The 18479-nt window shown below is 68.9% G+C and carries 18 protein-coding genes and 1 pseudogene; 9 read left to right on the top strand and 10 right to left on the bottom strand.

Features of this window, described 5'->3' with window-relative positions; all coding sequences use genetic code 11:
• Positions 1–78 precede the first annotated feature (78 nt).
• The gene (locus ACFOY2_RS53215; RefSeq protein WP_379535848.1) at positions 79–1416 is read left to right on the top strand and encodes a phosphoribosyltransferase family protein; all 1338 of its coding nucleotides are present in this window, start codon (positions 79–81) and stop codon (positions 1414–1416) included.
• Between the two features lie 357 nt (positions 1417–1773).
• Here the strand turns inward: ACFOY2_RS53215 and ACFOY2_RS53210 are convergent, their stop codons facing one another.
• Entirely contained in the window at positions 1774–1962 is a 189-nt protein-coding gene (locus ACFOY2_RS53210) for a hypothetical protein (protein ID WP_379535847.1), read from the bottom strand.
• Positions 1963–1982: 20 nt separating this feature from the next.
• Between ACFOY2_RS53210 and ACFOY2_RS53205 the strand changes: the two genes are divergently transcribed.
• Positions 1983–3137 carry an FAD-dependent monooxygenase gene (locus ACFOY2_RS53205; protein WP_379535846.1) on the top strand — a complete coding sequence of 385 codons (1155 nt, stop codon included), beginning with the start codon at positions 1983–1985 and terminating at the stop codon, positions 3135–3137.
• Between the two features lie 53 nt (positions 3138–3190).
• Here ACFOY2_RS53205 and ACFOY2_RS53200 read toward each other — a convergent pair whose 3' ends face one another.
• From ACFOY2_RS53200 to ACFOY2_RS53190, 3 genes are all read right to left on the bottom strand, one after another.
• Complete coding sequence (locus ACFOY2_RS53200) at positions 3191–3478, bottom strand: potassium transporter TrkG (RefSeq protein ID WP_379535845.1); 288 nt, start codon at positions 3476–3478, stop codon at positions 3191–3193.
• 142 nt (positions 3479–3620) lie between these two features.
• Positions 3621–4496: an alpha/beta fold hydrolase gene (locus tag ACFOY2_RS53195; protein ID WP_379535844.1), complete on the bottom strand. Its 876-nt coding sequence runs from the start codon at positions 4494–4496 to the stop codon at positions 3621–3623.
• Positions 4497–4624: 128 nt separating this feature from the next.
• Complete coding sequence (locus ACFOY2_RS53190; RefSeq protein ID WP_379535843.1) at positions 4625–5116, bottom strand: cation:proton antiporter domain-containing protein; 492 nt, start codon at positions 5114–5116, stop codon at positions 4625–4627.
• Positions 5117–5396: 280 nt separating this feature from the next.
• Here ACFOY2_RS53190 and ACFOY2_RS53185 point away from each other — a divergent pair, with 280 nt between their 5' ends.
• From ACFOY2_RS53185 to ACFOY2_RS53175, 3 genes are read left to right on the top strand one after another with little or no spacing between them, the layout of a single operon-like run.
• The gene (locus ACFOY2_RS53185; protein WP_379535842.1) at positions 5397–5840 is read left to right on the top strand and encodes a CBS domain-containing protein; all 444 of its coding nucleotides are present in this window, start codon (positions 5397–5399) and stop codon (positions 5838–5840) included.
• A complete protein-coding gene (locus ACFOY2_RS53180; protein ID WP_379535841.1) occupies positions 5837–7120 on the top strand; it encodes an ArsB/NhaD family transporter in 1284 nt (427 codons plus the stop codon). The genes ACFOY2_RS53185 and ACFOY2_RS53180 overlap by 4 nt, the downstream gene beginning before the upstream one ends.
• 25 nt (positions 7121–7145) lie before the next feature.
• Positions 7146–7325 carry a hypothetical protein gene (locus ACFOY2_RS53175; protein WP_379535840.1) on the top strand — a complete coding sequence of 60 codons (180 nt, stop codon included), beginning with the start codon at positions 7146–7148 and terminating at the stop codon, positions 7323–7325.
• Here the strand turns inward: ACFOY2_RS53175 and nhaA are convergent.
• Positions 7322–8643 (bottom strand): annotated as a pseudogene (gene nhaA, locus ACFOY2_RS53170) (Na+/H+ antiporter NhaA). The gene ACFOY2_RS53175 and the pseudogene nhaA sit on opposite strands and share 4 nt — an antisense overlap.
• 166 nt (positions 8644–8809) lie before the next feature.
• The gene (locus ACFOY2_RS53165) at positions 8810–8989 is read right to left on the bottom strand and encodes a hypothetical protein (RefSeq protein ID WP_379535839.1); all 180 of its coding nucleotides are present in this window, start codon (positions 8987–8989) and stop codon (positions 8810–8812) included.
• Between the two features lie 135 nt (positions 8990–9124).
• Between ACFOY2_RS53165 and ACFOY2_RS53160 the strand changes: the two genes are divergently transcribed.
• From ACFOY2_RS53160 to ACFOY2_RS53150, 3 genes are all read left to right on the top strand, one after another.
• Positions 9125–10408 (top strand): FAD-binding oxidoreductase, encoded by a 1284-nt coding sequence (locus ACFOY2_RS53160; protein WP_379535838.1) that lies wholly within the window; start codon positions 9125–9127, stop codon positions 10406–10408.
• A 641-nt stretch (positions 10409–11049) separates the two neighbouring features.
• Entirely contained in the window at positions 11050–11901 is an 852-nt protein-coding gene (locus ACFOY2_RS53155; RefSeq protein WP_379535837.1) for a hypothetical protein, read from the top strand.
• A complete protein-coding gene (locus ACFOY2_RS53150; RefSeq protein ID WP_379535836.1) occupies positions 11895–14573 on the top strand; it encodes an outer membrane protein assembly factor BamB family protein in 2679 nt (892 codons plus the stop codon). The genes ACFOY2_RS53155 and ACFOY2_RS53150 overlap by 7 nt, the downstream gene beginning before the upstream one ends.
• 59 nt (positions 14574–14632) lie before the next feature.
• Here the strand turns inward: ACFOY2_RS53150 and ACFOY2_RS53145 are convergent, their stop codons facing one another.
• Both ACFOY2_RS53145 and ACFOY2_RS53140 read right to left on the bottom strand, forming a co-directional pair.
• The gene (locus ACFOY2_RS53145; RefSeq protein ID WP_379535835.1) at positions 14633–15217 is read right to left on the bottom strand and encodes an IS110 family transposase; all 585 of its coding nucleotides are present in this window, start codon (positions 15215–15217) and stop codon (positions 14633–14635) included.
• Positions 15218–15383: 166 nt separating this feature from the next.
• Complete coding sequence (locus tag ACFOY2_RS53140) at positions 15384–15650, bottom strand: hypothetical protein (RefSeq protein ID WP_379535834.1); 267 nt, start codon at positions 15648–15650, stop codon at positions 15384–15386.
• Positions 15651–15771: 121 nt separating this feature from the next.
• On the opposite strand from ACFOY2_RS53140, the gene ACFOY2_RS53135 reads away from it, so the two are divergent.
• Positions 15772–16317: a MarR family winged helix-turn-helix transcriptional regulator gene (locus ACFOY2_RS53135; RefSeq protein WP_379535833.1), complete on the top strand. Its 546-nt coding sequence runs from the start codon at positions 15772–15774 to the stop codon at positions 16315–16317.
• 188 nt (positions 16318–16505) lie between these two features.
• Here the strand turns inward: ACFOY2_RS53135 and ACFOY2_RS53130 are convergent, their stop codons facing one another.
• A complete protein-coding gene (locus ACFOY2_RS53130) occupies positions 16506–16661 on the bottom strand; it encodes a hypothetical protein (RefSeq protein WP_379535832.1) in 156 nt (51 codons plus the stop codon).
• Positions 16662–16863: 202 nt separating this feature from the next.
• Positions 16864–18246, bottom strand: a complete 1383-nt coding sequence (locus tag ACFOY2_RS53125; protein WP_379535831.1) for an alpha/beta fold hydrolase — start codon at positions 18244–18246, stop codon at positions 16864–16866.
• Positions 18247–18479: the final 233 nt, after the last annotated feature.

The raw sequence follows: 18479 nt of genomic DNA, 5'->3' as shown, positions 1-18479 counted from the left end.
CCGCAGTCTCCTACCCCCAGATGGTGGTAAGGGGTGTTCCTTGACCACTGCAGAGGGCTTGGGGAGGTGTGAGGCGTAATGTTCGTTGATCGTCATGATGCGGGTGTTCGGCTGGGCCAACGTCTGGCTGGACTCGTGACCGATGAGGATGTGGTCGTCCTCGGGCTGCCCAAAGGGGGTGTACCTGTGGGCTTCGAGGTAGCCCGGGCGTTGGGTGCACCGCTTGATGTGATCGTGGTTCGAAAGCTGGGAGTGCCGTTCCAGCCCGAGCTGGGATTCGGTGCCGTCGGAGAGGGTGGCGTACGTGTGATCAATGCGGATGTCGTCCGGTTGGTGGATGTGACGCGCGAGGAGATGTCCGAGGTGGAGGAGCGCGAGCGGGCCGAGGTGCTGCGCCGTGTTCGCCGCTTTCGGGGCGATCGCGCACCGGTCGCCCTTGCGGGCCGTACGGTCGTCGTGGTGGACGACGGGATCGCCACGGGCAGCACCGCTCGCGCCGCCTGCCAGGTGGCTCGTGCACGCGGGGCCGCGCGAGTGATCTTGGCGGTCCCTGTCGGAACGCCGGACACGATCGCGAGCCTGCGTGAGGACGCCGACGAGGTGATCTGTTTGGAGACACCTACCGTTCTTTGGGGCATTGGCACCTGGTACGTCGATTTCATCCAGACCGCCGACGAACGGGTGGTCGAGCTGCTGCAGTGGGCGGCACCGCCAGCCGCTGAGGGCGCAGTGCCCGGGAAAGAGCGCACGGTGAAATCTGATCCGCCGGAGCCTGCCGACGAGGTGACGGTGGACGCTGGTCCTGTCCGGCTGCCGGGGCAACTCGTTGTTCCGGAGAAGGCTGACGGAATAGTGGTCTTCGTGCACGGTAGCGGTAGCAGCCGGTACAGTCCGCGTAACCGGTATGTGGCTTCGGTGTTCAACCGTGCGGGTCTGGGTACTTTGCTCTTCGACCTGCTCACGGTCGAGGAGGAGTACGACCGCGGCAACGTGTTCGACATCGAGTTGCTGGCCGGAAGGCTCGCGCAGGTGACGAACTGGCTGAGTGATCAGCCTTGGGCCGCGGGACTACCGGTCGGCTATTTCGGAGCCAGCACCGGGGCGGCGGCCGCACTGTGGGCCGCGGCGGAACGGGGCAGCAGGGTGGCCGCTGTCGTCTCACGAGGCGGACGGCCAGATCTAGCTGGAGCGCGACTGGCGGCGGTGCGGGCGGCGACGCTGCTGATCGTGGGTGGCTGCGATGAACTGGTGATCGAGCTCAATCAGGCAGCACAAGAGTGGCTGACCTGTGAGAGCCGGCTCGAGATCATCCCTGATGCCACACACCTGTTTGAAGAGCCCGGGGCCCTGGAAGCCGTCGCCGACCTGGCACGAAACTGGTTCACCGACCATTTCAGCAGGACGCGCGTGGGATGAGAGCTTCCGGCGCTGTCTCCGCCGGCGCCGGGCCAGGGCGTGGGCCATGCACACATGGCTCTGAGGGCCTCGGCCTGGTGGTTATCCCTGACGGCGCCGTGATCCGAATGTGTGTCGGCGACAGCGTCTGATTCCCGCCTGACGAAAGCCCTGGCACGGCCGCTCCGTCAGTCATGTCATGCGCCTTGCTCGAAACCCCCGGAGAAGGCGACAGCATCACAGGACTCGAGCTGGTACCGGCGAGCAGTACGCCGCCGCCCAGCAGCACGAATCACGAATACTCACATGCCGCTTGAACTGCACGGACGAGATTTCCGGCAGGGGGCACCTACGTCGGCCTTCGCCTACCATATGTATTTACTGGAAGCCCGACGGCCCGGCCAGGATTCCGGCGATGGAGACGCTGCTCCAGGCGGCTATCGCCGTGCGGCGCTCCCTCTCGTCGAACACGGTGATCAACAGGGACATGATGCTGGGCATGACCAGGCAGCCGCCGACGCCCACGCGCCGCCCCTGCATGCTGACGGCCCCAGTAACTGCGAGCACCCCGACGAGGAGGAGACACCATGAGCAGGCACGCCATCGTGGTCGGCGGCGGCATCGGTGGACTGTCCACGGCACTGGCATTACACCGGATCGGCTGGCAGGCCACGGTGCTGGAGCGAGCGACCGAGATGGGTGAGATCGGCGCCGGCATGTCCCAAGCTCCCAACGCCCTACGCGCGCTGGCCGAGCTCGGTGTGGAAGAGCAGGCCCGCGCGGCCGGGGCGCCCACCCACGCCTCCGGCAACCTGCGCACCCCGGATGGCCGCTATCTGCAACGAGCGCGGACCGGGGATACGAGTGCACTGCTCGCCTTCCACCGCGCCGACCTGCACCGGGTGCTCCTGGAGGCGGTGCCCGCCGGCTGGGTGCGTACGGACGCGGAGGTCACCGCCGTCCGGCAGCACGCAGGAGGCGTGAGCGTCGGATCCGGCGACGGCGAGCTGACTGCTGATCTGGTCATCGCCGCCGACGGCATCCGCAGCACTGTTCGCCGGCTGCTGTGGCCGGAGGCGCCGCCGCCGCGTTTCCTGGGCAGGACCGCCTGGCTGGGCATCGCCCCGGCACCCGGTCTGCCTGGCAGCATCACGCTCGGCCCGGGCGGCTACTTCCTCGTTCACCCCATCGCGCGTGATCGTGCGTACTGGGCGTACGTCACCACAGCCGACGCGCCGGGCATCCGCGATGACCAGGAGAAGGCCGAGGTCGCCGACCGCATCGGCACCTGGCACGATCCGATCCCGGCGCTGGTCGAGGCCACCCCGGCCGAGGCAGTGATTCATATCGACATCTATGACCTGGATCCGCTGCCGACCTACGTGCGCGGCCGGGCGGTGCTGCTCGGCGATGCCGCGCACGCGATGAGCCCCGACCGCGGTCAAGGCGCCGGACAGTCGATCGAGGACGCCGTCGTGCTCGCCGCCGCCCTCGCCGACGAGCCTACGATCGAGGCCGCGCTGCGCCACTACGACACCGATCGCCGCCCGCGTACCCAGGCCATCGCCCGAGGGGCCCGCAAGGACGGCGACCGGACCACCTCCAGAGCCGCCCATCGGGCTATGGTGACGATGATCCGGCTGGCGCCCGCGCCGTTGTGGCGCAAGGGTATCGCCGCCGATGGCAACGCCACCTGGCGGTGGCGGCCGCCGCGCCTGCCGTCGCCGACGACGCGCCCATGAGGCAGGCCCGAACCCACCACGCCCCACGCGCGGTACCGAACCTGGTGCGTCCTTCAGCCGACGATGACGGGCTGTTCGGGAAGCTCGTAGCGGCGGGTGCGGTGCTTGAGAGCCAGTGCGGAGCCGAACGTCAGCGGGCCGGTCCTGCCGATGAACATGAGCACATCGATGCCGAGCCCGCCCACCTGAATCAGCCCAGCGATCACCACCTCCCCGAACACCGACCAATGCGTCTCGGTGTCCACCACCGCCAGACCCGTGACGCACACCGCAGACGTCGCGGTGAACAACGCCACCAGCCAGCCCGCCGACGCACCCGATGTGGTGGCGATCGGCAGCATGAGCAACAGGCTGCCGAGCAGGACCGCCGCGCCGAAACCGAGGACCATGACCTGCGCGGGGAGGCGCGCCTCATGATGCCGACTTCCTCATGCCATTGTCCGATCCGGAACGCATCGCCGAGGCCGAGACACGGTAGCGTGCTCAGCCTGCGGCGAGGAAATCACGGATCTTCGCCGCGATGCGCGGATAATCGGGGCTGAACCAGATCATGTGACTGTCGGCCCGGCTGCCCACCAGTTCGGCGTTCGGCATCGTCGCGGCCAAGGACTCGGCGTGGGCGAAGGGCACCGATCGGTCGTGGCGGGTGGCGATGACCAGCGCGGGCTGGCTGACCTGCGCGGTGCAGTCCGGCACGGGGAGCATGTCGGCGACGAAGCCGCGGCCCGAGCGCATCAAGGAGAACAGTCCGGCCAACGTGGCTCGCTCGGCGGCAGACAGGCCCGCCAGGACGTGGCGGGCAGGCAGGACTGACAGGTCACGCAGCAGCAGGCGCAGCCCCAGCGACGGTGCGGACTGGACCAGGGCTCGCATGATCGCCCAGGTGCCGGCCTCGACCCGGGGGTTGAACGCCGCCCGGCCGCCCAGCCGGGTCTTCCGGTCGGGCCAGGGCAGGAATCCGACCGCGCTCTGCAGGATGACGCGCTCGACGAGGTGCGGGTGGCGGGCAGCCATGGTCAGCGCGGTGCGTCCACCGGCCGAGATGCCCACGACCGCGGCCAGGCGTTCGATACCCAAGGACCGGCACAGCTCGGAGGTAGCGTCGGCGAAGCCGGCCGCCGTGGTGCCCGTGGCCGGCGGCGTACGCCCGTAACCGGGGCGCGAGGGCACCAACACCCTGAAACCGGCGTCGGCGAAGACCTCCTCGCCCAGCGCCAGCCCCGCCCGCATGTGACCGCCGTGGAACACCACGACCGTCCCGGGGCCTTCGCCCTCCAGCCGATATTCCACCTGGCCTGCCGGCAGGCGCGCGACGGCGGTGGCGCGCTCGGAAAAGGCCGCGTGGGACACGGACACCATGACACTTCCTTTCATGTGACTGATGATCACGCGAGTCGGGTCCGGTGGGGCAGACTCAGCCTTGGCGCGGTCGCTCCCGTCGGCGTATCTTGCGGGTGACGCTCCCGTACCAGGCCGGCACTTCACGCTCATCGTCGAACCAGCGCGCCACCACGATGTCGGTCGAGCTGTGGAGCAGAATCGAGGCCACGATGGTTACGGCGACGAGCTGGAACACCTGCTCGGCGGGCGCGATGCCGGAGGCGAGCACGAGCAGCCCCGAGCAGCGCCTCGATCCAGCCGAGGCCGAGCAGGTAGTGGGCGCCGAGCGCGGTGATGGCCAGGGTGAGCGGCAGGCCCCAGCCGAGCGCCCGGCCGGGCAGCCGCCAGGCGCTGCGCAGTTCGGCCCAGCCCACCCGCATGCCGTCGGTGAACAGCACGGTGAACAGTGCCAGTTCGGCCAGCGTGGCGACCAGGTCGTCGCCGGGCCGCAGCGAGACCACGCCGAGCACGCCGTCGCCCAGTACGAATCCGGCCACCAGGAACAGCGCGGCGGTGGACAGGATGGTGCGGTGGGCCAGGCTGGACAGCAGGACGGCGAGCAGGAGCACGCAGGCGAACGCCGGCAGCAGAGTGCTCATCAGGGGCACCGCGTGGGGGAGAACATGGAACGCCTCCGGTCGGGATCAGTAGACGATCTTGCCGACCAGGCTTCCCGGCGCACCGCGCTCACCATAGCAGCGGCGGTGTCAAGGCAACAGACGCATTCTTGATGGGCATTCCGGCGGAGGATCGCCGGAGGGCCGCGCGAGCAGGCGGCACTCACTATGCGATCTTGACGGTGCTTGATACGGTCCTAACAGGTGCGCCGGGAAGTCTGGTCGGCAGGTCCTGACCCGTTGTCGTCCGAAGGATGTGCCGGTGCGCGCCCGTGACTTGCTTGCCGACTTCCCCACTGTCGCTCTCGACACCCCCGTCATCGAAGCGGCCAGAATGCTGGCCGACCAGGACCTGCCCGGGCTCGTCGTGGTCGATGACGACGGGTCGCCGTTCACCATCCTGCCGGGAACCCAGGTGTTGCGGCTGGCGGTGCCCGCCTACTGCCAGGACGACCCCGCGCTGGCCCGGGTGGTGGACGAGGCGCACGCGGACGCCTTCCTGCGGGCGCTGGACGGCCGCACGGTGCGTGCCGCGCTGCCGCAGCGTCCGCGCGAGCTACCGGTCACCGATCCCGACGCCACGATGCTGGAGTTGGCCGCGCTGATGGCCCGTACCCACAGTCCGCTGGTCGCCGTTGTGGACGACGGGCGATTGCTTGGGGCGGTGACGCTGCAAGCGCTGCTGGATCGGGTGCTCGCGGCATGAGCGCGTTGTCCTGGATGAGTGTGGCGGTGTTCCTGGCCGCCTACGTGCTGATCGCCACCGAGAAGGTGCACCGGGTCGCGGCCGCTCTCGGCGGTGCCGGGATCATGCTCGCCATTCACGCCACCGGGGCCGAGGCGGCGTTCTTCTCGCGGCATTCCGGTATCGACTGGAACGTCATCTTCCTGCTGCTGGGCATGATGGTCATCGTCGGGGTGCTGAAGGAGACCGGTGTCTTCGAGTACCTGGCCATCTGGGCTGCCAAGCGCGCCCGAGGCCGGCCGTTCCGGTTGATGGTGCTGCTGGTGCTCATTACCGCCGGTGCCTCAGCGTTGCTGGACAACGTCACCACGGTGCTGCTGATCGCGCCGGTGACGTTCCTGGTGTGCGAACGGCTCGCAGTCCCCCCGGCGCCGTTCCTCATCGCCGAGGCGATGGCGTCCAACATCGGTGGCGCGGCCACGCTGGTCGGCGACCCGCCGAACATCATCATCGCCAGCCGTAGCGGCTTGACCTTCAACGACTTCCTGGTGCACATGGCGCCGATGGTCGTCGTGCTGATGGTGGTGTTCGTCGCCCTGTGCCGGCTGATGTTCGGGCGGTCGTTGCGTTACGACCCCGACCGGGCCGCCGAGATCATGGCGCTCAACGAGCGGGAGGCCATCGCCGACCGCAGGCTGCTGGGGCAGTCGCTGGCCGTGCTCGCGCTGGTGATGGCCGCCTTCGTGCTGCACCCGGTACTGCACTACGAGCCGTCGGTGGTCGCACTGCTGGGCGCGGGCGTGCTGGTGGCCGCGACCAAGGTGACCACCGAGCGGGCCATCGCCGAGGTGGAATGGCCCACGCTGGTGTTCTTCGCCGGGCTGTTCGTCATGGTTGGTGCTCTCGTCGAGACCGGCGTGATCAAAGAGCTGTCCCAGGCCGCCGTCGCCGCCACCGACGGACAGTTGACGCTGACCACGATGGGGGTGCTCGGCATCTCGGCGGTGTTGTCGGCCGTCGTGGACAACATCCCCTACGTCGCCACGATGAGCCCGATCGTCGAGCAGCTCGTGCAGGCCAACGGGGGCCACGAGGTGCTGTGGTGGGCGCTGGCCTTCGGCGCCGACCTGGGCGGCAACGCCACCGCCGTCGGCGCTGCTGCCAACGTCGTGGTGCTCGGTATCGCCGCCCGCAACGGCACCCCGATCAGCTTCTGGCAGTTCACCAAGTACGGCCTGATCGTCACGGTCGTCACCGTCGTGCTGGTGGCGCCCTATCTGTGGTTGCGCTACCTCCTGTGACCGCTAGCTCCAGGTGGTGAGTTGTATGATTCGCGACATTGTCATCCGGGCGGCCGAGCGTGCCCAGCAGGACGGCGCGGTGGGACCGGACGCCGACCTGGACGTGCTGATCGACATGATGGCCGGGGGTGCCGGTCCGGGCGGGGTTGCGAACGGGACGGTTCCCCCTTCACCGACAACCAGGGTGCCGCTGGTAAAGAACTAGGGTTGCTGGTAGAGGTCGGGGATCCCATCGTGGTCGGAGTCGGCGGTCTCGGTCTGGTGGATCCGCCGGTAGACGCGGGCACGCAGCCGGAGGATCATCGTGGCCAGCAAGGCCGCGACCAGGGAACCGGCCAGGACCGCGATCTTGACCCGCGCGTCGGCCTCGCCCGTGGCGAACGCCAGTTCCCCGATCAGCAGCGATACGGTGAACCCGATGCCGGCCAGGATGGCCAGCCCGGCCATGTCGATCCAGGCCAGCCCTTCGTCCAGGGTGGCGCGGGTGAAGCGGGCCACCAGCCAGGTGGCGGCCAGGATGCCGATCGGCTTGCCGATCAGCAGCCCCGTCACGATTCCCATCGCCACGGGGTCGCTCAGCGCGTCGGCCAGTCCGCTGAGGCCGCCGAGGCTGACCCCGGCGGAGAAGAACGCGAAGACGGGCACGGCCACACCGGCGGAGATCGGCCGGAACCGGTGCTCGAAGTGTTCGGCCAGCCCTCCCCCGTCCGCCGACCCCTCCGCAGGGCCGCTCCTGGTGCCGCCCGGCGGTGTCCGGGACAGCACGGGGACGGTAAAGGCCAGCAATACGCCGGCCACGGTGGCGTGCACCCCTGAGGCGTGCACCAGCGCCCAGCAGGCGAACGCCAGGGGCAGCAGCAGCCACCACACACGCATGCCCCGCCGCACCAGTATGGCAAAGACCGCCAGTGGCACCATAGCCGCCAGCAGTGGGAGCACCGACAGATGCGAGGTGTAGAAGGTGGCGATGATGATGATGGCGATCAGGTCGTCCACCACCGCCAGGGTCAGCAGGAACGTGCGCAGCGCGTCGGGCAGGGAGCGGCCGATTACCGCGAGCACCGCCAGGGCGAAGGCGATGTCGGTGGCCGTCGGGATCGCCCACCCGCTGGCCCCCCCGCGCCGGCGACGGTCAGATACACCAGCGCGGGAACCACCACGCCGCCGACTGCCGCGGCCACCGGCACCGCGGCCCGGCGCAGGTCGCGCAGATCACCGGCGACGAACTCCCGTTTGAGCTCCAGGCCGGCCACGAAGAAGAAGATGGCCAGCAGCCCGTCCGCGGCCCAGGTGGCCAAGTCGAGGTTCAGGTGCAGCCCGGCTGGGCCGACCTCGATCGTGCGCAGGTCCTGGTAGGTCTGCGCCCACGGCGAGTTGGCCCAGATCAGCGCGGCGAGCGCGGCGGCCAGCAACAGCGCCCCGCCAATCGTTTCCTTGCGCAGGATGTCGGCGATGCGACGCGCTTCGGGCCACGTGCTCCGGTTGAACAGGCGGGCAGTGCGTGTGGCGGTGGTGCCGGGCATGGAACTCCGCTCTTTCGGCAGGGATCGGGTCGCTCACTTGCCGACCAGACTTCCCGGCACACCTGTCAATAACGTATCAGGAAGCGCAAATGGCTACATAACGGATTCGGCCCCACCGGACCTGCTCCCATGACACGGCACGCGAAGCCCACCGCCGGACCCCGCCTCAGCTCGGCCGGACGCGCACCGGCAGGGCGGCCAGCGCCCGTTGCAGGCCGGGCCGCCAGCCGATCTGGTCAGCGGGCACGGCCAATTCCAGCCCCGGCAAGTGGCGCAGGAGGGTGCTGAGGGCGATCTCGGTCTCGGCGCGGGCCAGCGCGGCGCCCAGACGCCTGCGCGAGGTCAAGAACAGGTGTGCCGTCCGCGCGCGACGTCCGATTCCTACAAGACCGCCACCAAGTGCGTTGATACGTTGCCCAGCATGAACGTATCTCCAAGCCAGATCTTTCGACCTGGTGAGCATAGGTATGACGACGAGCGGATGGGACTCAACCGGGCTGTTGAGTCGCGTCCGGCGTGCGTGGTCGGCGTAGCCGGCGAGCAGGACGTGGTCGCCGCCGTGCGGATGGCGGTGGCGCAGGGCCGGGCCGTCGGAGTGATGGCCAGCGGCCACAGCCCGTCGGTGGCGGCGGACGGCGCCGTGCTGATCAACACCAGGCGGCTGAACGGTGTCGAGGTGAACCCGCAGACCAGGTCCGCCTGGGTGGAGGCGGGGACGCGGTGGCAGCAGGTCGTGGAGCGGGCCGGCTCGCACGGCCTGGCTCCGCTCAACGGTTCCAGTCCGAACGTGGGCGCGGTCGGGTACACGACCGGCGGGGGCGCGGGCCTCCTCGGCCGCCGTTTCGGGTTCGCCGCCGATCACGTACGGCGGCTGCGTGTGGTCACCGCCGACGGCCGTCTGCGCGAGGTCGGCCCTGACAGCGACCCTGACCTGTTCTGGGCGGTGCGCGGCGGCAAGGACAACTTCGGCGTCGTCGTCGGCATGGAGATCGAGCTGTTCCCGGTGTCGCGGCTGTACGGCGGCGGCCTCTACTTCCCCGCGGACGCCACCGGCGACGTCTTGCACGCCTACGCCGAATGGAGCCGTTCGCTGCCGGAGCACATGGCCTCCTCGGTGCTGCTGGCCCAGAACCCGGACTTGCCCGTGGTGCCGGCGCCGCTGCGCGGCAGGTTCGTCGCGCATGTACGGATCGCCTTCAGTGGCGCCGAAGGCGGTGAGGAGCTGGTCCGACCGCTGCGGGAGATCGGCCCCACCTTGATGGACACGCTGCGGGACATGCCCTACGCCGAGGTCGGCACCATCCATCACGAGCCCACCGATGCCCCCTACGTGGCCTATGACCGTAACGTGCTCCTGCGCGAGATCGGCAAGGACGCGGTCGACACGCTCCTGGCCCACGCTGGACCGGACGCGCAGCCGCCGTTCATCGCCGAGTTGCGGCATTTCGGCGGCGCCTACGCCCGTCCGCCCGAGATCCCCAACTGCGTCGGCGGCAGGGACGCGGTGTTCTCCCTGTTCACCGGCGCGACGCCCGCCCCCGAGAGCCGGGAGTCGCGCGATCGATTGCTGGCGGACATGCGTCCCTGGAGCACCGGGGGCACGAACATTAACTTCGCTGGTGTGGAGGACACCGACCCGGCCATCGTCCGCACCGCCTACCGGCCCGGCGACTACACCCGCCTGACCGAGCTCAAAGCCATCTACGACCCCGGCAACGTTTTCCGGATCAACTTCAACATTCCCCCGAGGGGGGCGCCGGAATGACGGCGCGGCCGGATCCGCGCGGCCCCGCCATTCAGGACAGGGCCCTGCGCTGACGCGGTGCGGCTTCGCCTCGCTGGGGATGATTGACCGGCTCGTGTACGAGAACCTGGACCCGCTGAACGAAAACGTACGCTAAGCCCGTTCTCCTAAGTCAGCCGTGGCATCTGAACGCCGGCTTCCTACGGCTCGACTGCGTGCGGCCAGAAGCCTTGAGGTGTCTTCCAAGCGCTGGCGCGCTCGTGATCGGCTGAACATGGCTTTAACCGGATAGGGCTTTCGGCCGGCGGCGCTTGTTCTTGATGCCGCGAGCGGTGATCTCGTTCCAGAATGTGTGTCTGCTCACCAGGATGCTTGTAGTCGCTTCGGAAGCGATGCAGAGCCTGCTTGACGTGCATGGATGTGGTTTTCAGCAGGCGCAGAGCGGACGGACCTGTCACGACCGCGACGGTACGCCGCCAGTTCGTTACTCGTCTGGCGTTCACGCAAAGCTCGGCGAGCTGGCGGCGGCCTCCGCGGCCGACGTCGTGCGATTGGCCCCATCTGAACAAAAACGTTGTTCTGGTGCGCGGTGGGCGACGGGCGGGCATATTTGTGGGTGCATGGTCAGGGTTAGCCCGTTCGACAGTCATCGAAAGACGGTCATGGCCAGAGCGCGTCAGGGCAAGAAGAGCAGCAGCCGGGGCAGAGGCGGCGATCGGCCGGAGCCGGGCTCGGGAGGCTGGAAGGCCGCGCGCACGTGGGTGGCGGGGGTGGCCAGCGCTGTGCTCATCGCGGCGGTGGGCGTGGTGTTCACCGCCTGGTACACCGCGAGCGGGTCCGACGCCATCGACCGGATCGGCAATCAGCCGCCGGTGACGGTCGGGCATGTGGAGGTTGAGCTCGACGAGCGCCCGCTCGTGCTGAGAGAGCCGGTGACCGACCCCCGCGACCGGGCGATCCTGCTGGGCAAGGCGGTGAGCGACGCCGACGTGGCCGCCATGCTGGCCCGGCACCACGTCGCCACGATCGGGGACATGACGGCCACCGTCGTCTTGACGGGCAACCGCAGCAGCGTGCGCATCATCGACATCGAACCGCGGGTGCTCACCCGCGCGGCCCCCTCCGATGGCGCCTACCTGGTGCCGGGCACCGCTGGGGAGACCGGCACGGTGGAACTCATCGCCGATCTCGACCGGCGGCCGGTCCGCTTCGCCACCAAGGAGGACCCGCGCACCGCGTACTTCACCAAGAAGCAGATCGACCTCAAACACGACGAGGTGGTCACGCTCAGCCTGTCGATCGTCGGCGCGAAGGCGTACTACGAGTTCGATCTGGTGGCCACGGTGCTGGCGGGGGACCGCTCTGAGAAGATCGTGATCAACGGGCCGGGCGGCGTGCCGTTCCGGCTGACGGGCCGCGCCGGCTCCTACCGCACCGCCTACAGCAGAACGGGGAGCGGCTTCTGGGTGCCGGAACCCTCCGGCCGGGCCTGCACGGCCGCGGAAAAGTGCTGATCGCGCGGGCCGCCGCCGTCCTGGTGACGATCGCGCTGCTGCTCGGCGCTGCCGCGGACGCCCCCATTGGCAGGCTCGCCCCCGTCCAGTGGCGGATGGCGTGGTCGGCGCCCGCCGACGACCCGAAGTGGGCATTCAAGGTCACCCTCAGCAGCGCCTCCGAGCAGGTGCTGGCCCTGGCCGACGAGACCCAGGTACGCGTTCTCAACGCCCGCACCGGCAGGAGCGTCCGCACCCTGTACCCGCCCGGCCACCCGGTCACCGGCGTGTGGGTGACGTCCGGCACCGTCTTTGTGCTCACCGGTGAGGTGTCCGACGGCGAGCAACGGTTACAGGCCTATGACGCGGCCACCGGCGCGACACTGTGGCAGCGCACCGTCGCCCTCCTCAGCCAGGAGCGCGTCCCCGATACCGGCCGTTACTTCGGGCCCCGGATCGTGGTGACCGAACGCGGCGTCGTGCTCGCCGAACGAGAGTCCGAACCGCTGACCCTGCTGTCCCTGGACCCGCGCTCGGGCGCTGCCGTGGCCAGGACGGTCTACGAGCGGCACTGCGATCTGACCGCCGCCGGCGCACACTCGCTGCTGCTGCTCGACTACTGCGCGGGCAACCGGATACGGCTCTCCTCCGTGGACCCGTCCACACTGCGGACCGAATGGAGCCGCACGATGCCTTCGCCCGCCCTCAGATTCCCGGATCCGGTGAAGCTCGGGGACCCGAACGGGCACACTCTCACCGTCAGTGGCGACGGATACGTCGAGATCGGCGACGCGTTCTACGCGCCGGACGGCCGCCGGCTGCCCACCCCGCACGAGACGCCGCGTACCGGCGGCTCCGCGGGGGGCGGCCCATGGAGCGAGCCGCTATATCTGCGCAGCGCCGATCCCGGAATTTCCTTCTTGCCCACCTGGCCGCTACCCGCGTTCCTGACCTCCCTCGACCTGCGCACAGGACGCCTGCACTCGCTGCCGCTCGACGTGCCCTCCGGCGCCGCCACCCTCGTGGGAACCGCCCCCGGCAAAGCGTTCGTGCTGCTCGGCACGGGCCGCGTCGCCGCCTACACCCTGACCTACGGGATTCCGACCGGACGCGAGCTGTTCGACGGTGTCCCGCTGGATGCCTGGCCGGACGCGTGCGGCCTGCTGAGCGCCGCCGACCTGCGCCCCATCGCGGACGGCTACACGCCCGCACCCGCGACGCCGGCCCTGTTCGGCGAGCGCCTGCCGCATCCGCCCCAGTGCGACTGGATCCCGCCCACCGACGACGCTCCCGTCGTATCCCTCGCGGTGGAGTGGGTGTCGTCCTCCAGCGCGACCGCACGGCGGATCTTCGCAACCGAGACCGCCGACCTCAAGCAGAGCTTGGCCTACGACGCGGCCACGGAGGGTCCGTACCTGCTCGACTACCTCGGCCTCACTGCCACCGGCAGCAGCGGCGCGCCCGAGGCCGTCGTCAGCGCGGGCCCGGTCATCGTCCGGCTCGCCTCCACCTCGCGTCCGGCCCTGCGGCTTGTGGCCCCGTTGGTCCGGGACGAACTCCTGGCCCGGTACCGGCTTGCCCGCCACACCCCCGCCCCGCTGCCGCGGCTGCGCTGGAGCTTCCCCACCGACGGCCACCTGATGGGCGCGCCCACGGTGAACGGCGACACCGTCTACGCCGCCGGCGGCGGCCGCGTCTACGCCATGGACGCCGCCACCGGCCGCCTGTGGTGGAGCCGAGCGATCAGCGACTACGTGTCCGGGCCGATGCAGTTCGCCGGCGACCTGGTGTACGCCGAGGACCCAATCTCCCTGCACGCCTTGGACGCCCGCACAGGCCGCCCGCGGTGGCGGTACTCGTCACAGGACTTGGTGTATCACTTCCTCGCGACGCGGGGACGCATCATCCTCTGCGCCGGAAGCGAGATCATCGCCCTGGACGCCGCCACCGGCCGGCGGCTATGGCGGTTCCGCACTGCGGGCAGTTGCGCCGGGTCCCGTCTCGTCCAGGCCGGCGGCACCGTCTACATGGACGACGGAGCGGGCACTGTACACGCGCTGGACCTCGCCACCGGCCGCCGGCGGTGGAGCGTGCGGACGGGAACCGACGAGGCCGCCGGCACCTGGGTCACCCCGGTCGGGAAGGTCGTCTACGTCGCGGGCGCCGACCGCCGGATCCGCGCCCTGGACGCCGCCACCGGCGCAGAGCGGTGGAGCACCCGGCTCGGCGGTGCTCTCACCTCCGCCCCGCTTGCCGCCGGCGCCGCCGTCTACGTCAGAAGCGCCGACTACAAAGTGCACGCGCTCGACGCCCGTACCGGCAGGAAACGATGGACCGCCCTGACCAGCGTCATCGACCCGGCCCTTGGCCTGACCGTCGGCCAGGACCACCTCTACGTGGTCACCGCCACCGGCATCGTCAGCGCTTTTGACACCAGTACCGGCGTGGAACGGTGGAGCACGCCGATGGGCGGCGTCATCGTCGTAGGCCCCGTCGCGCACAAGGGCGTCGTGTACGTCTCAACCCAAGGTGGCACCGTCCACGCCCTGGACGAAGCCACCGGCGCGCGGAAATGGCGCATGCTCACCGGCGACGCGCCGGAAAGCGGCTCCATCATCGGCAACACCCTCACCTACGCCAACGGCCTCATCTACACAGGTGGCGGCGGCAACGTGTACGCCCTGCGCCCCTGAAGGACCCAGCGCGGGTATCACCGTAAGCTCGTTAGATCTTCAGAATTCCCGAAATCTCATCAACGTCCAAAAAAGCCGGAGCGCCAGGAGATAAGCCCAGGTCCTGCGCTAAAGATCCCAGCGGAACTGGCCCGAAAACAGAACGTCAGCTGGGCGCGCGGCAGCGCCTGGCGGAGCGTCAGCTCCGCCAGCGTCCGCGGGTCCTTCTGACCCGCGATAAGCGCTTCCATGATCGCCCGGCCGGACACGCCGTGCACATCGGTCAGTGCGCAGGACAGCTTGATCAGGGTATCCTCGAGCAGCTTCTCCACCCGCTGCTTCTCCCTGGTCCGCTCCTGGGTCAGATTCCGCCGGTACCGAGTATGCAGCCGGATCGTCCGGAACTCCTCGGTGGCCACGAAACAGGCCGCGAGCATGCCCCGCTCGAAGTTCTTGGCCAGCCAAACACAGTCGGCCTGGTCGCTCTTCGGCCGCCCGGGTAGATGCTTGACCTGCTTGGCGTCGGCCAGAACGCGGTCGAAGCCCTCGGCCTCCAACCGGAAGAACGGCGCCTTCCAGTAGTCGCGCGTTGCCTCCATCGCGACATCGGTGACGCCGTGCACGCGCAGCCAGTCCGCATACCCGCTCCAGGTACAGCGGCTCATCCTCAACATCCTCCACGCGGCCTCGCTCCTGATCGGGGGCGCGGAACACGCCGCCCAGGGTGCCGGGGCGAGCGGAAAATCTGGCCCGCGTGCACGTAGCGACAAGGAACAGCCCTAGAAAGATCGGTACCCGGCGTCAGACTCAAGGATTATTGGTTACCACTTTTCAACGGCCATCCATGGGGGGTTCGAGTCCTGAGTCGCCACCTCCCCGGCGCGGACGGCGTCGCACACCCATCAGCACGAGCCCGACTGCCACGGCGGCCACCCCGGTGGCCAGCCAGCCGGGTGACCCGCCGGTGATGGGCTGGCAGTCGGCGACGCACAAGATGGGGTCGATTCGGACCACGTCGGCGCCCTGGAGGATCCACAGGAGGCCCGGCAGGATGAGGAGCGTCCCGGCGACGGTCCTCGCGACCCTACGCCATCTCACGGCCTCATCCCCTCCGGGTGCGGGCAGGGCAGTGCTGGTCGTACACGGAGGGGCTGGGGCATCGCGTCTCCTTCGGCTATACTGAAAGTATTCAGGAAGCTTTAGAAGGCAAGGTTATAAGGTGGCCGAACAATCCACAACCGCGGAGTCGTTCCTGCCGCAGCTCATCGGTCAGGCGTTCAACCTGATCCTCGACGGGCTCTACCACCACCTCGTCGAGAACGGGTACGAGGATCTACGCCCCACTCACTACCTGAACGTGTTCCGGTTGATGGACTGCGACGGCACCCGGCCCACCACGCTGGCCCGCAGAGCCGGGATGACCCCACAAGCAATGAGCGAACTTGTGGGCTACCTGGAACAGCACGACTACGTGCGACGCGTCCCCGATCCGACCGATGGCCGGGGCAGGGTCGTCATCTTCGCCGACCGGGGGACTCGCGCCGCCGAGATCAGCGCCACCTACTTCGCCGAACTGGAGGCCCACTGGGCTGTCGTCGTCGGAGCCGACTGTCTCCAGGACGTCAGGTCCGCCCTCACTCAGATCCTCACTCATGGCACGCCCGCGTCGAGAGCGGCCACACCGGCCAGAACCTCGTCGGGCGGTTCAGTCCAGTCGACCGCTACGTCCGCGCCATCTAAGCGGATGGGGCTGTCGTCGAACTGACACACCCTCCGGCAAAAGGCCTCACCGACAATGTCATCCGTACAGGTCATGCGGCTCAGCTGGAGGACCTCAGCCACGCGTGGCGGGCTGGGGCAGGATGTCGCGGTCGAAGATGTCGGTCGGCACGGCCCGTAGGTGCGGATGGTCGTAGCCCTTGTCGCCTGGAACGCATTGCCGATGGAGGCATCCTAGTAACGGGTCGTGAAGTCGAAGGTGGACACCAGTTCGGGGACGAACCAGTTGGGGATGCCGGAGGTGTGCTGGATCAGCTGCCGCAGGGTGATCTCGTTCGCCCGCTCGACCAGGTCGCCAGTCAGGTCCCTGTACCAGGGTGACCACATCATGGGAACCGACGGCGCCTTTCAACTGGGGGAAACCCCAGCTCAGGCTAGGTTTCGCGGCTCGTCGCGCAGTTCTTAACTGCGCAAAAATCCCGCTCGGTGCCGTACGGGGAGAGCCGGGCGGGCGAGCCGGAGGCTCCAACGTCGCCGCCAGGGCATCGGGCCCGGTGACCCGTGGCGGGTCGCCGGGCCCGAAGACCGGTGGTCAGCTCGGGATCGGGATGCCCTTGCAGCCCTTGTCGATGCGGCCCGTTTCGAAGTACTTCACCACTTCGGCGGCGCACTCGGGCACTCGGACGGTCGATACGTGCACGTCGTCGGCGACCGTGTAGACGGTGCCGCCGATGGCGCGCCGCGTCTGCAGCGTCCAGTCGTAGACGGACATGAACTCGTACAGGTGCCCCGCCAGCACCAGTGACCCACTGCCCCGCTTCAACGTGGCCTGCTGCACCGGCAGCGGCCAGCCGGAACACAGGGAAACCAGCCCCCAGACCCGGCCGGTCGCCGGATGGCGCTGCACGAGCTGCTGGTAGGTACGCCAGGCGGTGTCGAAATTGGGCCGGCTGCTGTCCTCGTTGCAGGCGACCGCCAAGTTCATGGTCATGTTCTGCATTTCGGGCGCGCCGGGCACGGGCGCCCCCATCGGAGCGCCCAACAGCTCCTTGACGGTGGGCGGGGCGGTGGTGCCCGTCGCCGTCTGCAGTTCGGCCAACGCCTTGCCCGCCCGTGCCCACTCGGTCGAGTTGCGCCTGGCCAGATCGGCGACGGCTGAGCCGTCGATGGGCCGCTGCATATCGGTGTACGTCTTGAGGCTCTTGTCGTACGCCCGGACCAGCTTCGCCACCTCCTCGCGAACCTGCCGGGCGGTGGCACCGAGTCCGTAGGTCTCATCGCGGCGGGCCAGCCAGGCGGCCATGCGCCCGAAGTCACGCTCGACCGCCGCCGCGCTGTCCTCGATGTGCCTGTCGAAACGAGTCCACGGCGGCGCCACGCTGTCCAGGAAGGCCCGTCCGGTGCGCTCGGGGAACAGGCTGCGGTACACCATGCCCAGATAGGTGCCCCAGGAGAAGCCGAGCAGATTGAGCTTGCGCTCACCCAGTGCGGTCCGCACCAGGTCCAGGTCCTTGGCCACGTTGTCCGTGGTGAGCTGTCCGAGGAAGGCGGGGTCGGAACGCCCGCACTTCTGGTTTGCAGCGACCTGGGCGTCGTAGATCTTCCTGGCCGCCTCCTCGGTCAGCGTGCCCGGCTCCGGCGGGCCTCCTGGCGACATAGGACAGGCGACCTTGGTGCTGTACCCGACCCCGCGCGGGTCGAGGCCGATGATGTCGTATCGCTCGTTGAGCTTGGCCATCTCCTCGTTCCTGAGCACGATCCGCAGGACCGGGTCCAGGTATCCGCTGCCGCCCGGCCCTCCCGGCAAGACGGCGGTGGCGCCGAGCCGATGGGCCTTGTCCGTGGCGGCCAGCCGGGTCACCGCGATGTCGGTCTTCCGGCCGCCGGGGTCGCGGTGGTTCAGCGGGACGCTGACCGTCCCGCACTCCAGGCGCTTCATCAGGGTGCGGAAGTCCGGAAGTCGCTCCTCTGTCACGCCCAGTCTCCGGATCACCTCATCGGAGTAGGCCGGGCAGGATTTCCACTGCACGGACGACACATGGGCACTCGAGCTGGGGTTCGCGGTGGCGCTCGCGCTGACGGTAGCGGTGGCGCCCGCCGCGGAAGGATGCGGCCGCGCCCAGGGAGATGGTGTTTGAGAAGGTCACCCGTAATCGGTGACTATTAGGAAGCAATCGCCTCAATATTCACTTTAGCATCGTTTGTCTC

This window comes from Nonomuraea purpurea, assembly GCF_042650645.1.
In the GTDB taxonomy this organism is placed as follows: Bacteria; Actinomycetota; Actinomycetes; order Streptosporangiales; family Streptosporangiaceae; genus Nonomuraea; species Nonomuraea purpurea.
This window is presented reverse-complemented; position numbering and strand designations above follow the sequence as displayed.

Bases quoted from the DNA above. Each gene is read 5' to 3' on its own strand.
- ACFOY2_RS53175 (WP_379535840.1), top strand. From the start codon at position 7,146: ATGATTCGCGACATTGTCATCCGGGCGGCCGAGCGTGCCCAGCAGGAC.
- ACFOY2_RS53190 (WP_379535843.1), bottom strand. From the start codon at position 5,116: ATGAGCACTCTGCTGCCGGCGTTCGCCTGCGTGCTCCTGCTCGCCGTC.
- ACFOY2_RS53205 (WP_379535846.1), top strand. From the start codon at position 1,983: ATGAGCAGGCACGCCATCGTGGTCGGCGGCGGCATCGGTGGACTGTCC.
- ACFOY2_RS53145 (WP_379535835.1), bottom strand. From the start codon at position 15,217: ATGAGCCGCTGTACCTGGAGCGGGTATGCGGACTGGCTGCGCGTGCAC.
- ACFOY2_RS53215 (WP_379535848.1), top strand. From the start codon at position 79: ATGTTCGTTGATCGTCATGATGCGGGTGTTCGGCTGGGCCAACGTCTG.
- ACFOY2_RS53130 (WP_379535832.1), bottom strand. From the start codon at position 16,661: ATGATGTGGTCACCCTGGTACAGGGACCTGACTGGCGACCTGGTCGAG.
- ACFOY2_RS53180 (WP_379535841.1), top strand. From the start codon at position 5,837: ATGAGCGCGTTGTCCTGGATGAGTGTGGCGGTGTTCCTGGCCGCCTAC.
- ACFOY2_RS53195 (WP_379535844.1), bottom strand. From the start codon at position 4,496: ATGGTGTCCGTGTCCCACGCGGCCTTTTCCGAGCGCGCCACCGCCGTC.
- ACFOY2_RS53155 (WP_379535837.1), top strand. From the start codon at position 11,050: ATGGCCAGAGCGCGTCAGGGCAAGAAGAGCAGCAGCCGGGGCAGAGGC.
- ACFOY2_RS53160 (WP_379535838.1), top strand. From the start codon at position 9,125: ATGGGACTCAACCGGGCTGTTGAGTCGCGTCCGGCGTGCGTGGTCGGC.
- ACFOY2_RS53200 (WP_379535845.1), bottom strand. From the start codon at position 3,478: ATGCTGCCGATCGCCACCACATCGGGTGCGTCGGCGGGCTGGCTGGTG.